At 44.7% G+C, this 14408-nt stretch carries 13 protein-coding genes; 3 read left to right on the top strand and 10 right to left on the bottom strand.

Annotated elements, in window-relative coordinates; genetic code table 11:
• The first annotated feature begins 106 nt into the window (after nt 1–106).
• Nucleotides 107–1711 carry a membrane-bound lytic murein transglycosylase MltF gene (gene mltF / locus NL647_RS23205; RefSeq protein ID WP_253650710.1) on the top strand — a complete coding sequence of 535 codons (1605 nt, stop codon included), beginning with the start codon at nt 107–109 and terminating at the stop codon, nt 1709–1711.
• A 284-nt stretch (nt 1712–1995) separates the two neighbouring features.
• On the top strand, nt 1996–2130 hold the full coding sequence (locus tag NL647_RS27175; RefSeq protein ID WP_005447629.1) for a hypothetical protein: 135 nt from the start codon (nt 1996–1998) through the stop codon (nt 2128–2130).
• Nucleotides 2131–2215: 85 nt separating this feature from the next.
• Here NL647_RS27175 and tadA read toward each other — a convergent pair whose 3' ends face one another.
• The 6 genes from tadA to NL647_RS23235 all read right to left on the bottom strand — a co-directional run bounded on the left by tadA (nt 2216) and on the right by NL647_RS23235 (nt 7834).
• On the bottom strand, nt 2216–2749 hold the full coding sequence (tadA, locus tag NL647_RS23210; RefSeq protein WP_005447631.1) for a tRNA adenosine(34) deaminase TadA: 534 nt from the start codon (nt 2747–2749) through the stop codon (nt 2216–2218).
• Nucleotides 2750–3126: 377 nt separating this feature from the next.
• Nucleotides 3127–4686 (bottom strand): AbgT family transporter, encoded by a 1560-nt coding sequence (locus NL647_RS23215; protein WP_005447634.1) that lies wholly within the window; start codon nt 4684–4686, stop codon nt 3127–3129.
• Nucleotides 4687–4975: 289 nt separating this feature from the next.
• On the bottom strand, nt 4976–5386 hold the full coding sequence (locus NL647_RS23220) for a prepilin-type N-terminal cleavage/methylation domain-containing protein (RefSeq protein WP_005447635.1): 411 nt from the start codon (nt 5384–5386) through the stop codon (nt 4976–4978).
• The gene (locus tag NL647_RS23225; RefSeq protein WP_005447637.1) at nt 5376–6683 is read right to left on the bottom strand and encodes a hypothetical protein; all 1308 of its coding nucleotides are present in this window, start codon (nt 6681–6683) and stop codon (nt 5376–5378) included. The genes NL647_RS23220 and NL647_RS23225 overlap by 11 nt, the downstream gene beginning before the upstream one ends.
• Nucleotides 6683–7309 (bottom strand): PilW family protein, encoded by a 627-nt coding sequence (locus NL647_RS23230; protein WP_005447638.1) that lies wholly within the window; start codon nt 7307–7309, stop codon nt 6683–6685. The genes NL647_RS23225 and NL647_RS23230 overlap by 1 nt, the downstream gene beginning before the upstream one ends.
• A 9-nt stretch (nt 7310–7318) precedes the next feature.
• The gene (locus tag NL647_RS23235; protein WP_253650711.1) at nt 7319–7834 is read right to left on the bottom strand and encodes a GspH/FimT family pseudopilin; all 516 of its coding nucleotides are present in this window, start codon (nt 7832–7834) and stop codon (nt 7319–7321) included.
• Nucleotides 7835–7937: 103 nt separating this feature from the next.
• Here NL647_RS23235 and NL647_RS23240 point away from each other — a divergent pair, with 103 nt between their 5' ends.
• A complete protein-coding gene (locus NL647_RS23240; protein WP_017818911.1) occupies nt 7938–8372 on the top strand; it encodes a type IV pilin protein in 435 nt (144 codons plus the stop codon).
• Nucleotides 8373–8504: 132 nt separating this feature from the next.
• Here the strand turns inward: NL647_RS23240 and dnaJ are convergent, their stop codons facing one another.
• From dnaJ to grpE, 4 genes are all read right to left on the bottom strand, one after another.
• The gene (gene dnaJ, locus NL647_RS23245; protein ID WP_005447647.1) at nt 8505–9653 is read right to left on the bottom strand and encodes a molecular chaperone DnaJ; all 1149 of its coding nucleotides are present in this window, start codon (nt 9651–9653) and stop codon (nt 8505–8507) included.
• 202 nt (nt 9654–9855) lie between these two features.
• Complete coding sequence (gene dnaK, locus NL647_RS23250) at nt 9856–11772, bottom strand: molecular chaperone DnaK (RefSeq protein ID WP_005447648.1); 1917 nt, start codon at nt 11770–11772, stop codon at nt 9856–9858.
• A 302-nt stretch (nt 11773–12074) separates the two neighbouring features.
• Nucleotides 12075–13349 carry a dicarboxylate/amino acid:cation symporter gene (locus tag NL647_RS23255; protein ID WP_005447650.1) on the bottom strand — a complete coding sequence of 425 codons (1275 nt, stop codon included), beginning with the start codon at nt 13347–13349 and terminating at the stop codon, nt 12075–12077.
• Between the two features lie 421 nt (nt 13350–13770).
• Nucleotides 13771–14367, bottom strand: coding sequence for a nucleotide exchange factor GrpE (gene grpE, locus NL647_RS23260; RefSeq protein WP_005447652.1), 597 nt, complete (start codon nt 14365–14367; stop codon nt 13771–13773).
• Nucleotides 14368–14408 lie beyond the last annotated feature (41 nt).

Raw genomic sequence — 14408 nt, forward strand, 5'->3', positions numbered from 1 at the left:
GTCGATAAATCACACAATGTCGCACTCTATCTGTCTGATTCACTTTGCCCCACCAGCGCGCTTTGATATAAAGGCAACTAGAAATTTATCGAGACGTACCGAATTAATGCAAATAAGTCAGTTCAACCGACTCAAGCGCAGCGCCCTACTTTTCGCTTCTGTGCTTTTACTTTCTGCCTGTCAGATTGAGTCGGAACCTAAAAGTGAATTCGAGCAAATCCAAGAGCGTGGTGTCCTACGTGTTGGCACGCTAAATAACCAACTCTCCTACTACATTGGTCCAGACGGTCCTGCTGGCTTGGATTACGAACTGGCACGTAAATTTGCAGAACAACTAGGCGTGAAGTTGGAAATCAAACCTGCTTTCCGTCAAGCCGAGTTATTCCCTGCCCTCAAAAAAGGCGATATCGACATCATTGCGACAGGTTTGAATCAAACTTCGCAAGCGGTGCAACGTTTCCGTCCGGGACCCGCCTACTACTACGTAAGCCAACAGGTGGTATATAAGAAAGGACAACTTCGTCCTCGCGACATTGATCAGCTCATCAAGTATCAAGAATTAAAAGATGAAAAGGCTGTCGATGAAAATGCCAATGCAGGTGCAGAAACGCTACAGATCGTTGAACAATCACAGTTTGTTCCGACACTAACGTCACTACAAAAAGAATATCCAGAGCTTCAATTCGAGATTGTTGGCGATGCAGACACTCGCGATTTGCTAAAACACGTATCGACGGGTGAACTGCGTTTTACTGTAACTGACTCGGTCGAATTGTCTTTAGCTCAACGTTTATACCCAGATCTTGCACTTGCTTTTGAGCTAACAGAAGACCAACCCGTCTCTTGGTTTACTCGCCGCTCTGAAGATGAAAGCTTATACGCGATGCTGATTGAATTCTTTGGCAATATCCAGCAGTCAGGCGAGTTGGCGACACTAGAAGAAAAGTACATCGGTCATATTGAAGCATTTGATTATGTCGATACTCGCGCCTTTATCCGAGCGCTAGACAACAGCCTGCCTAAGTGGGCACCACTATTCCAAAAATACAGCGAAGAGTTTGATTGGCGCTTGATCGCCGCATTGGCTTACCAAGAGTCCCACTGGAAACCAAAAGCAAAATCACCGACGGGTGTACGTGGAATGATGATGCTTACATTGCCTACTGCGAAGAGCGTTGGAGTAACGGACCGACTTGACCCAGAACAGTCTGTTCGAGGTGGTGTGGAATACCTGCGTCGTATTGTCGCTCGTGTACCAGATTCCATTAATGAACACGAAAAGATTTGGTTTGCGTTGGCATCTTACAACGTTGGCTATGGTCATATGATGGACGCACGACGCCTGACTAAAGCGCAAGGCGGCGATCCAAACGCATGGGCAGATGTAAAAGAGCGTCTACCATTGTTGCGTCAGAAACGTTATTACAGCCAGACTCGTTACGGTTATGCCCGTGGTGATGAAGCACGTAACTACGTAGAAAACATCCGCCGTTACTATCAATCGATCATTGGTCATGTCAGTCAGAAACCAGCCATTGACGAAGATACGGAAGATCTTCAGGTCATTCCGCCACTCGATCCAAACCTATTGGTTTCTGGGGCGGTTGAAACCTTGGCTGAGCAAGTTTCAGGGGCTAAAAGCACAACACCAAATGAAGTGCAAAAACCAGAGACGAAAACCGAACCTATTCCTGTTTCAGGGGCGGAATAAACCTTTCGAAAATAGCGAGCTCACAGCTCGCTATTTTTTTGTTGAGTCAACAAAAAAAGTTATCTAGAATCCGGTCTTTCGAGCTTATCTAGTTTGCGTTGCTATTTGGTGCCATACCAATACGAAGCGCGCAGAAAAGTAAGTTCTTTTGGTCACCTCTCCTCACTCGATGTCACCTTCATCGGAAGTGTGCATCACCAGAATGTCATCAATTGATAATGAATCGGACGCTTTGCTATGCGAGTGTCGGAGAGTGTGTTCGTTGTCTGCAAGAGGTTCTGATTATGAGAAAACGCAGAGTGCAGTCAAAACGTTTGAATAAGACAGTGGCTGCTAACCGCCGTAAGCGCAAGCTTACGTGTATGAAAAAGAAAGTCAGTGCACGTAACCGTGTTTTCGTTCACCTAGTGAATCACTGAGAACTTGAAGCAAACATCTACTTCCGAGTAGGTGTTTGCTAAAGAGATGAATTATTGCCGCGAACCTTAATTTACTCGCCTGAATTTATTCGCCCTTTGTATCCTGCTCATTATCTAACGCTTTCTGCGCTTGTTTTTTGGCTTTAATTTCTTTACGACGACGCTTAAAGAACGCTTGCAACTGAGCACGGCACTCCTCTTCTAGCAATCCATTTTCTACTGTTGCGTAATGGTATGCCGCTTGGCTTTCGAACAAATTCAATACCGTCCCTGCTGCCCCTGCTTTTAAATCAGGCGCACCGTAAACCACTCGCTTTACTCGGCTATGTAGCAACGCACCAGCACACATAGGACAAGGCTCTAACGTGACATACAAAGTCGTATCAAGCAGTCGATAGTTACCTAGTGCTTCTCCTGCTTTTCGTAATGTCTGGATCTCGGCGTGTGCGGTTGCATCGTGAGCACAAATAGAACGGTTCCAACCTTCCGCAATAACCTCTCCATCTTTTACCAACACAGCGCCAACTGGCACTTCCCCTTCAGCTTCGGCTTGCTCGGCAAGCTCCATCGCACGGCGCATAAATAGTTCGTCTTGAGGAGAAAACTGAGAATCTGACAAAAGGAAGCTCCGGAATTTGGGATAGATCGTGATTGAAAGTGGATTTTAACCTTCAAAGAGGGGAAGTGGAAGCGGGATGATTTTGCCTGTTAGGGTACAAATACCGTGATTCAAAGCAGTTTGATCGTCATCCTCAAGAGCGAGGTACGAGCGAGTTGGGGATCTCTTTATTTTGTATCCTGAAGGACAAAGTCCGTTCCGACTCCCAAAACAAAAAAGCGCCAGTCTCTCGACCAGCGCTTTCGAATTACCAATACCTAAATAGTTGGTGTTGTAGCTAGGCAACAAGCAAGTTCAGCCCTATGAGCATAGAGGCTCTATGTGATTAGGGTGAACTTGCGCAGTTAACAACGCTACAGCGCCAAATATGACGGTATTTACATTGTGTAAGTGTATGGCGCTTGGATACCTAGAGGAATGCCTAGCATCCAGTAAACCACTAGGAATACTGACCAGCCGATTAGCATTGCAATCGAGAATGGCATCATTAGCGATGCTAGCGTACCGATACCTGTCGACTTCACGTAACGTTGACAGTAAACCACAACTAGAGGGAAGAATACCATCAGAGGAGAAATGATGTTCGATACAGAGTCACCTACACGGTAAGCCGCTTGAGATAGCTCAGGAGAGATACCAACAGCCATTAGCATAGGCACTAGGATTGGACCGATAAGAGCCCATTTCGCTGATGCAGAACCGATTAGAAGGTTTACAGAAGCCGTTAGAAGAATCATACCGATGATAGTTGCTTCACCCGGTAGGTTCATCGCTTTAAGACCTTCCGCACCGTATAGCGCTAGCATCGTACCGATGTTTGATTGCGCGAATGCAGATAGGAACTGCGCACAGAAGAACGACATTACAATGTATGCGCCCATAGTGGACATGGTATCCGCCATCGCTTTGATGATGTCGTTACTTGTCTTAAACGTGCCAGAAACGCGACCGTAAACGTAACCCGGAATGATAAACAGGATGAAGATCAACGGAACAATAGACTTCATGATTGGCGCAGAGAACGCTGTGATTTCACCTTCAGGTGAACGCAGTGCAGAGTTTTCTGGAATAAGTGCTACAACAAGAAGTGCGATACCCGCCATCATTGCCCAACCAGCGTAACGGAACGCTTTAGACTCAAGCTCAGTGAAAGAACCTAGATCTGGTGCTTTCTCTGCGTCTTCGTCGATTGGTGTGTTCTTTAGGCGTGGTTCGATGATTTTCTCTGTTACGTACCAACCTATAGCCACAATAATTACTGAAGATAGACCAGTAAAGAAGATGTTCGCTAGAGGGTTAACCACGTACTCAGGATCTAGAACCTGCGCAGCTGTTTGCGTGAAACCAGCCAATAGAGGATCGATACCTGAAGGGATGAAGTTTGCAGAGAAACCACCCGATACACCTGCAAACGCTGCCGCGATGCCCGCAAGAGGGTGACGACCTGCCGCGTGGAAGATGATACCACCAAGAGGAATAACTAGAACGTAGCCCGCATCCGCCGCAGTGTGCGATACGATTGCTACAAGAATGAGCATTGGAGTAAGAAGTTTAGCTGGCGTGAAGTTCAGCATCTTCTTAAGACCAGTGGTGATGAAGCCAGAAGAATCGGCAACACCTACACCCAACATCGCTACAAGAACGATACCAAGTGGTGCAAAGCCAGTGAACGTTGTCACCATGTTAGCAAGGAAACTTGCTAGTGCTTCGCCTGTTAGAAGGTTAGTGATTGTGAGAGCTTCGCCAGTTCGAGGATTTAGAAGGTCGAAAGAAACATTCGACAAAAGTGCAGACGCAGCCCAAGTAATGATTAGTGCCCAGAAGAACAGAATCGCTGGATCAGGAATTTTGTTACCTGCTCGTTCGATAAAGTTCAGGAAGCGATCCATCCCGCTCGGCTTCGGTGACGGTGCCTTATTTACTGCTTGGTTACTCATCGTAACTCCATATGAATGATGTTGGTGCCATGGCCTATTTGAATAATTATAACGGCCTATTTTCAACAGAGCATTCTAGTAAATAGCGCCTCAGAAAGCACAAGGTTCTATGTTTTTTTCCATATTTGGAGACATATTTTGCAAAAACGCCATATCAATTAAACATAAAAAAAACAGTAGCGCACCATTCGCATTAACAGTTGTAAAACCACCCATTAACCACGCAATTTAGCAATAAAAAGCGTCAATATTAACGATAAAAGTAATTATAAGAGGAATACCTAATCCATCACTTTTCGAATTCACTATGACGCGAAATCATAGTTTTCAATTCAACTGATTGCGTTTCCCCCATTCGGTCAACCCAACTCGATTTGATAGTAATGGTCTTAAGCGATCCTGAAACCGTAGCTGCTGGAACTTCCCACTCAACAACATAAGATCCACTAGCAGAAGATCCGGTTGCAATCGAAGCAAAATTGGCAGGCGTAATGGTAGACATCGCCTCAGAAGCACCACGAGAGCGGAACCACTCAAGTTGATTTTCAGCCAGTCTCAACGCCTCGATACTATGAATCGCATAATCCGATTCACGTTCCATGTAAATTTGTAGTTTAGTGAGTCCGAGCGCCCCAATGCCCAATAAAAGAAAAGAAATCAGCACCTCAATTAAACTAAAGCCTTGTTGTCTAGAGATCATTCCAAGACCCCTTTTGCCAATATACTTTCTTTAGCTTCTTCCAAGGTTCGTCAATTACATCACGATTGTATTGGAAGGATAAAGCCGCATTGAAGAGTGCAAATGTTCCAGGCGCGTCCATGACAAAACCTCCTAATGGGTTAAACGCTCCGTGCTGAAAATAGCCAATCTTTGTCTTTTCCATAGGCACTGTTGCATCTAAAGCCGCGATAACGCCATCCAATGCTGGGTCATTCGCGGAAGCTGCCCAGTCGGTAAAATCTAATGTAGCCCCGGTTGTCGGGTCGACATACAGTGGAGAAATAAAATGGTAAAGCATACCTTTAAAATTCTGTGTCCCTATCGTAGAAAAAATACCGTCTTGAACAACTAGGATTATTCCGTTGCCCCCTAGGCTGTTATCTATTGCGTTCTTTATACTCGTGAAATCTGCCGTGTTTATTTCACAACCACCGTAAACCCAAATGAGATCTTTTCCATTTTCGATATTGCTAACTATCCCCTCCGCGCAAGTATCATTGAATACCGGAGAAGGAAGATCCGCTTCAGAGTCCAATGTCATACCATTCAACGACAAAGGTACATATCCAAACAAAGAGCTATCAGACATCACATCGAACCATTCACTACGCGGGACATCAAAGACATCTTTAAATGGGTCCATGTCCGAAGACTGGCGATAATCGCTCTTAGATGCCGCAACACTTGTGCCCCAACTGTAGTGTGTAGATGCACATTTTTGTTCCTGTCCAGCAGGACTATCAGGGAAACTTGAATAAGGTTTGTCGGATAGCTGATAAGGGTGAAAAGTACTTACACTGGTAGCATAGAAAAAGTTGTAATAAAGAACGGAGGTGCACTCCCACAAATTACTACCGAGACTTTTACTCGGATCTGGAGAGCTCGTATATGAACCATTAATAACCAGATCAGATTTAGATTTGATCGCCCCCGCCCCGCTACTTGAAGGCAACTTGATGGTCTTTTTCGTTTCCCGATGACCAATCGTTGAAGTTACGAGACTTGAAGGACCTGAGGAAAATGTAAGTGCATCAAGACCCATCGCTGTGATGCAGTCATTGACGTTAGTTGGCAATTCTTTATTTAGTTTGGTTTTGCTGTAAACACACTCTAACCCGCCTTCTGCACGCCAATGCTCTTGTCTGGATTCAATTTGATTGTTGGCACGTTTGATTTGATAGAAAAGGGACTTGTAGCTTCCCAGTGACATCATTAATGCCGCAACCAGCAACACGCTCACAACTAATAATGCTGCGGCTCCCTGTTGATTTCTCATTACTGCCAGTTCCTCTGCTTCACGGTAAACGACTGCTCTGTTTGAACACTTGTTGCGCCAACTAATTCCGTCCCTAAGGTAATGGTGACTACCGCGCTTTCAGCATCTGTGTTTTTCAGCGTACGAGCGGCAAGATCAAAGCGGTTAATATGAATCGCTCTCTTATCAAAAAGCGTATTGCATGTACCGGTACCAGAAAGCGCAATAACTTGACTGACGTTCCATATCGTCGTTTGTTTTTTCTCACAGACAAACAAAGACTCGGGCGTATTAATCCGCTGCTCATATACAACATTTTTATAAAGTGGCGCTGCACCTGAAGTCCCAACTTGATAGGCGTATGCAATCAACCCCATCCCCGGAGTATCAAGAGTGTAAATCGTATCGGTCGCACCTGAAATTTTGACTGAATCACTGCCACTTTCATTAAAGCCAGCTCGTTGGATATCGTTTCTTAACATCGCTAATACGCTGCCCGTGTTTTGCAGTAACATCAGCTCTTTGGAACGCTCCATCGCCACTTTTTGTCCACTGATGTAAAGCGATCCAACAATAGCTAGAGCAATCAGCCCTAAAGAGGATGCAATCATAAACTCGACGAGGCTCGCGCCTTTCTGCTTATACATATTCATTCCTCAAGAACAGGTTGAATAGCCGAAGAACTCGGTATTGTTGTTGTCGCTGCATACCCGGACACGCGCAGACAAAGTGTGAGAGATAAGTTTTAAGGCTTTAGAAGACTCTCCGACCGGGTAAAAGCGAATGTTGCCTGAAGAAGGGCGACCATGGACGTCATCAAAACTGATTTGGTCTGAAGCGTAGCTCGGAGTAACCACAATGCCCTTGTAAGGCTCGCCTGAAAACGAGAATAAAACCGTACCGACTCCCTCGGAGCTATTATCTGTGAGCTCAATGCGCCAATTACCATCACTGGATGAACCTCCAGACATGATCAGGTGTGCCCAAAGCCTCTCTCGGCGCAATACCGCTTCTGACTTACCTTGAATAACAAAACCATGCAGTTCATTCGCTAAGCGCTGCATTTTGTTGGTTTCAAAAACATTTTGGAAAGAAGGAGCAGCAGCCGTGAGCAAAACACTCAGCACGGCGATAGTGATCAGAAGCTCCAATAATGTAAACCCGCGAGGCATTTCCCAAATTCCTATGCAAACGGCAAGAGGACCGTAATTCATCTTGCGCAGATGCTATCACCTGAGAAAAATAGGCGGAAAAGTGAAAAGGAAACTACTCGTCATGATTCGAATTTCTGGTTGTAACGGATACAACAAACGATTTAGAGGGATGACATTGATCGAAATACTGATAGCAGTTGTGATTATTGGAATCATCGCGGCTATCGCTTATCCGTCATATACCAACCACACCATTACGGCACACCGCACCGTTGCTCTAAGCGATATCAGTCGCATACAGCTGGAGCTAGAAACCTCTTACAACGGTGGGTACGATTGGAGTAGTATCATCTCTGGCGGGACTTGTACGATCTGCGACTCCGATTCAAATCGCTTTTCATTTAATATCGCAAGCACATCCAGCGCAGCTTATGTTATCGAAGCGACGGCAAAAGCCGATTTAGGGCAAAACGGTGATAACTGTTTCCCTAGTGGGGTAAATAAAATAACCCTAACGTCCACCAACATAGAGTCACCGAGTGCATGTTGGGATTAGCCCTTTCGAGAATAGATAAAGACAACTTAGACGACAAGTTCGATGCCATAAAGTCACTTTAAATAAAAAGAAAGCAGATACAAAAAAGCCTGCATCACAGCAGGCTTTTTATTGGATTCAACTAACCAGCAATTAGCTTGTTAGGTCATCAAAGAACTTCTTCACGCCGTTGAAGAAGCCTTCAGATTTTGGTTTGTGCTTAGTTGCGGCATCGCCACCACAAGATTCATCAAACTCTTTAAGCAATTCTTTCTGACGAGCGCTCAAGTTAACTGGAGTCTCTACTACAAGCTTAACGATTAGGTCACCAACACCGCCACCACGAACGCCTTTCACCCCTTTACCGCGCATACGGAACATACGTCCTGTTTGCGTTTCTGTTGGTACTTTAAGGTTCACACGACCATCTAGTGTCGGAACTTCAACTTCACCACCTAGAGCAGCCATAGCAAAGCTAACTGGCACTTCACAATACAAGTTGTTGCCTTCACGTTCGAAGATATGGTGCTCTTTCACGTGAACTTGTACGTATAGGTCACCTGCTGGTGCACCCATTTCTCCAGCTTCGCCTTCGCCAGATAGACGAATGCGATCGCCAGTATCAACACCAGCTGGGATCTTAACGTTAAGTGTCTTAGTTTTCTGTTTGCGACCTTGACCATGACATTCGTTACAAGGGTCTTTGATGATCTTACCTTTACCATGACAGGTAGGACAGGTTTGCTGCACAGCAAAGAAACCTTGGCGCATTTGAACTTGACCGTGACCATGACAGGTTCCACAAGTCTCAGCTGAAGAACCTTTCTTCGCACCGCTACCGTCACAGGTATCACAATGAACAAGCGTTGGTACTTCGATTTCTTTCGATACGCCACGAACAGCTTCTTCTAGCGACAGTTCCATGTTGTAACGTAGGTCTGCGCCACGTTGTGCACGTTGCTGACCACCGCCACGACGACCACCGCCAAAGATATCGCCAAAAACGTCACCAAAGATGTCGCCGAAATCAGCACCACCGCCACCAAAACCGCCGCCGCCGAAGCCGCCACCGCCTTGTTCAAAAGCAGCATGACCATACTGATCGTACGCCGCTTTCTTTTGAGGGTCAGTGAGAATTTCGTACGCTTCTTTTACTTCTTTAAACTTATCCGCAGCAGATTCATCACCCTGGTTACGGTCTGGGTGGTATTTCATTGCTAGACGCTTGTACGCCTTTTTGATATCGCGCTCAGAGGCATCACGGCTTACGCCTAATACTTCGTAAAAATCACGTTTTGACATGTTCTTCGTCACCAATTAATTACTGCAAACGGCATGATTTACCGCTTGGTGTTTGTATCGTTCTAGGTAAGTGCACTTATTGCAAAATACTTAACTAGAAAGACAGCTTGGACAAACAGACGGGCGTAAGAGTTACCCCAAACGCCCGCACACAAAAGTCTTATCGACTCTAGGCGACCATAAGCCGCCTAGTTAAGAAATATTATTTCTTGTCGTCTTTAACTTCTTCGAACTCAGCATCAACAACATCGTCTTCTTGAGACTGTTGTGCACCAGCGTCAGCACCTTGTGCTTGTTGCGCTTGAGCTTGTTGTTGAGCGATTTCCATTAGCTTTTGAGCTGCAGTCATTAGCGCTTGAACTTTAGCGTCGATCGCTTCTTTGTCATCGCCTTTACGTGCAGTTTCTAGCTCAGAGATAGCTGCTTCAATCTTCTCTTTCTCTTCTGCAGGTAGAGCTTCACCAGCTTCTTCTACTTGCTTACGAGTACCGTGAATCATTTGGTCAGCTTGGTTACGTGCAGTTGCTAGCTCTTCGAACTTTTTGTCCGCTTCTTTGTTAGCTTCTGCTTCTTGAACCATTTTCTCGATGTCGTCATCGCTTAGACCACCAGAAGCTTGGATAGTGATCTTCTGCTCTTTACCAGTCTGCTTGTCTTTCGCTGAAACGTGTAGGATACCATCCGCATCTAGGTCGAAAGTAACTTCGATTTGTGGCATACCACGTGGTGCAGCTTGGATACCTTCTAGGTTGAATTGACCTAGAGATTTGTTGAAAGACGCTTGCTTACGCTCACCTTGAAGAACGTGGATAGTTACCGCGCTTTGGTTGTCTTCTGCTGTAGAGAAAACTTGGTTCGCTTTAGTTGGGATAGTCGTGTTTTTCTCAACTAGCTTAGTCATTACGCCGCCCATTGTCTCGATACCTAGAGACAGTGGAGTAACGTCTAGTAGAAGTACGTCTTTAACTTCACCCGCAAGTACACCACCTTGAACTGCAGCACCCATTGCTACTGCTTCATCAGGGTTTACATCGCGGCGAGCTTCTTTACCGAAGAACTCAGCAACCTTCGCTTGAACCATAGGCATACGAGTCTGACCACCAACTAGGATTACGTCAGTGATGTCGTTTACTGATAGGTCAGCATCAGCTAGAGCAACTTTTAGTGGCTCAAGAGAACGTTGTACTAGGTCTTCAACTAGAGATTCTAGTTTCGCACGAGTCACTTTGATGTTCATGTGCTTAGGACCAGTTGCATCAGCAGTAACGTAAGGTAGGTTTACGTCAGTTTGAGAAGTAGAAGAAAGCTCGATTTTCGCTTTTTCTGCTGCTTCTTTAACACGCTGCATTGCTAGTGGATCGTTCTTAAGGTTGATGCCTTGCTCTTTGTTGAACTCGTCTACTAGGTAGTTGATTAGACGGTTATCAAAGTCTTCACCACCAAGGTGAGTGTCACCGTTAGTTGCTAGAACTTCGAATGTTTTCTCGCCTTCAACTTCATCGATTTCGATGATAGAGATATCGAATGTACCACCACCAAGGTCGTATACCGCGATAGTGCGGTCGCCACCTGACTTGTCTAGACCGTATGCTAGAGCAGCCGCTGTTGGTTCGTTGATGATACGTTTAACTTCTAGACCTGCAATACGACCAGCGTCTTTAGTAGCTTGACGTTGAGCATCGTTAAAGTAAGCAGGAACTGTGATAACTGCGCCAGTTACTTCCTCACCTAGGAAGTCTTCAGCAGTTTTCTTCATTTTCTTAAGTACTTCAGCAGATACTTGAGGAGCCGCCATTTTCTGGCCTTTTGCTTCTACCCATGCATCACCGTTGTCAGCCTTAACGATTTTGTAAGGCATGATTTCGATGTCACGCTGAACTTCTTCGTCTTCAAAACGACGACCAATTAGACGCTTGATTGCAAATAGCGTATTAGTTGGGTTAGTTACTGCTTGACGTTTCGCTGGTTGACCTACTAGCGTCTCACCGTCAGTGTAAGCAATAACCGATGCAGTAGTACGTTCACCCTCTGCGTTTTCAATTACACGTGGTTTGTCGCCGTCTAGTACAGCAACACATGAGTTAGTAGTACCTAAGTCAATACCAATGATTTTACCCATCAGGCTATCTCCGAATAAATTCTATTTTGTTTTGCTATATCCCCTATGTGGGGACTTAGAATCGGGTTTCAACCCTTGCTCACAAACTAAAGTAATGTTGTTTGCTTCTCTTATGCCCAATAGATAAGGGCTGCAAATGGCTTTTCAAGGGAGAGAGTGAAAAAAAACAAAAAAAAAGTTGCGCAAAAGGCGAGAGCCGAGCGCAACTCAGCCCCCTTCGACTCTTCAATCTCGATTCTCGTTTCTATAAAAGAAAAAGCGAGGCATATAGCCTCGCTTTTCAACTAAGAGTGTATTGCAAATTATGCGCTTGCTTGTGCAGGCTCTGCGTCTACGACTTCTTCTTTACCAATCTCGCCTTCAGACTTCGCAACAATAGTGTTTACTGCTGTATCACCAACTACGTTAGATGAAGTACAGAACATATCATTGATACGGTCTACAGCTGCAATGATTGCTAAACCTTCTGGTGGAAGACCTAGTTGGTGTAATAGAACACCTACCATCACTACGCCGCCGCCCGGAACACCACCAGCACCGATAGAAAGTAGCAAGATAGTTAGACCAAGAGTAAAGATATCAGCAGTATTGATTGGCTGACCAAACGCGTTTGCGACAAACATAGTTGCTAGTGCGATGTAGATAGAAACACCAGACATGTTCATTGTTGCGCCCAGCGGTACACCGAAACCAGCAACCGACTTAGAAACCTTAAGCTTCTCAGTTAGCGTGCGCATTGTTACCGGGATAGTTGCGTTTGAACTTGCAGTTGATAGTGAGAATAGGATCTGCTCTCGAGTTGCACGTAGGAACGCTTTTGGTGAAGTGCCCGTCGCAATACCTACCGCCATTGGGTAGAAGAAGAAAATCCAGAACACTAGCATTGCAACAACAAGTGCTACGTAGCCAGCAACAGACATCAGCGTGTTTGCATCCAGTGTTGCACCTAGTTGAATCATCAGAGCAAATACACCGTAAGGTGCAAGGCTCATTACTAGACCAACCAGCTTCATCATGATTTCGTTCGCCATTTTAAACGTACGAATTGCCGGACCGCCTCGAGAATCCAAAGCTTGAATAGCAAGACCTGTCAAAATTGCCATAAAGATGATTTGTAACATGTCGCCATTTGCAAACGCTTGTACAGGGTTGCTTGGAACGATGTTTACAACCAACGAGAAAATGTCAGGTGTTTCAGTTGTTGTTAAGTTAACAGTTTCTGAAATCGTGCCTGCCAGATTTGCATCAGCACCCGGTTGGAAAATAAGACCAACAGTCAGTGCCGCAGTAATCGCGATGATGGTGTTGATAATGTATAGAGCAAAGGTTTTACCACCAAGACGACCAAAAGCCGTGATGTCTTTTAGGTCCACGATACCGCATACGATAGATACGTAAACAAGAGGTACTACTAACAGCTTAATCAATGATACGAACATACCACCAGCGCCTTCCGCTGCGCCAAGTAAATATGTATCAAAGAGAGCAACGCCACTAAAAAGATACTGAATTGCAGTACCGATCAGAAGACCCGCAAACAAGCCGATAAAAATCTTGCTAGAAAGCGATTTATCCATCATAAATCTCCAAAATGTTGTGTTTGCTATTTATGCTTTTATAGTTACATCTGCTGGTTTTTACGGCAGACCTCGCGAATAATACACACCACAGTTACAAAATAAAGACTTTCTTTACAGGATTGTTAATAAATGACATTAAAAGTAAACCACTAGTTCTACATTCATATTCAGAATTAAATTTTGATTGCGAGTGATAACAGGTACTTATAGACACACCCATTCCATAAGTAAGCAAGATAAAGAAAGGATATCCCTTATTGGAAAATTTTTTACCAATAAGAAAAAATTTGAAGGGGATCAAATTTCATTTTGCGCACATATTCAGAGAGATGAATATGTTGATAGAGATGTTTGAAACAAAAACGCCCGCTATTGAATAGCAGGCGTTTTAATATATTTATATCAATGAGTTATTTGATTACTTAGCAACCATAACCATTGCAGGACGAACAACTCGACCGTTTAGCTCATAGCCTTTTTGCATCACAAACATAACTGTGTTTGATTCGTGATCTGGGCTTTCTTGAATAGACATAGCTTGGTGGAATTCAGGGTTGAATGCTTCACCTTCTGGGTTGATCTCTTTCAAACCAAATTTCGATACTGCATCTACAAACGTCTTGTGTGTTAGCTCAACACCTTCAAGAATTGGCTTAACCACTTCGTGCTCTGCATCTGCAGCTTGGATTGCACGCTCAAGGTTATCGATAACTGGAAGTAGTTCTTCAGCGAATTTGTTCAGAGCGTACTTACGAGCTTTATCGATTTCTTGCTCAGTACGACGACGCATGTTTTCTACTTCAGCTTTAGAGCGAAGAACCGCATCTTGCTGGTCTTTCACTTTTGTTTCGCTAGACAGTAGTGCTGCTTCTAGTTGAGCAATCTTAGCGTCTTTCTCATCACCAATTTCTTCAAGTTCTGCTTCAGCTTCTTGCGCTGCGGCTTCTACTTTCTCAGCTTCTTCGATGATTTGATCAAGCTCTTCTTCTGTAACTTTGTTTTCTTCGTTGCTCATGATATCTCCAGAATTCAACTTAATGTCCTTAAAGCCACTCA

The sequence above is a fragment of the Vibrio sp. Y29_XK_CS5 genome, from assembly GCF_024181835.1.
Lineage (GTDB): Bacteria > Pseudomonadota > Gammaproteobacteria > Enterobacterales > Vibrionaceae > Vibrio > Vibrio harveyi.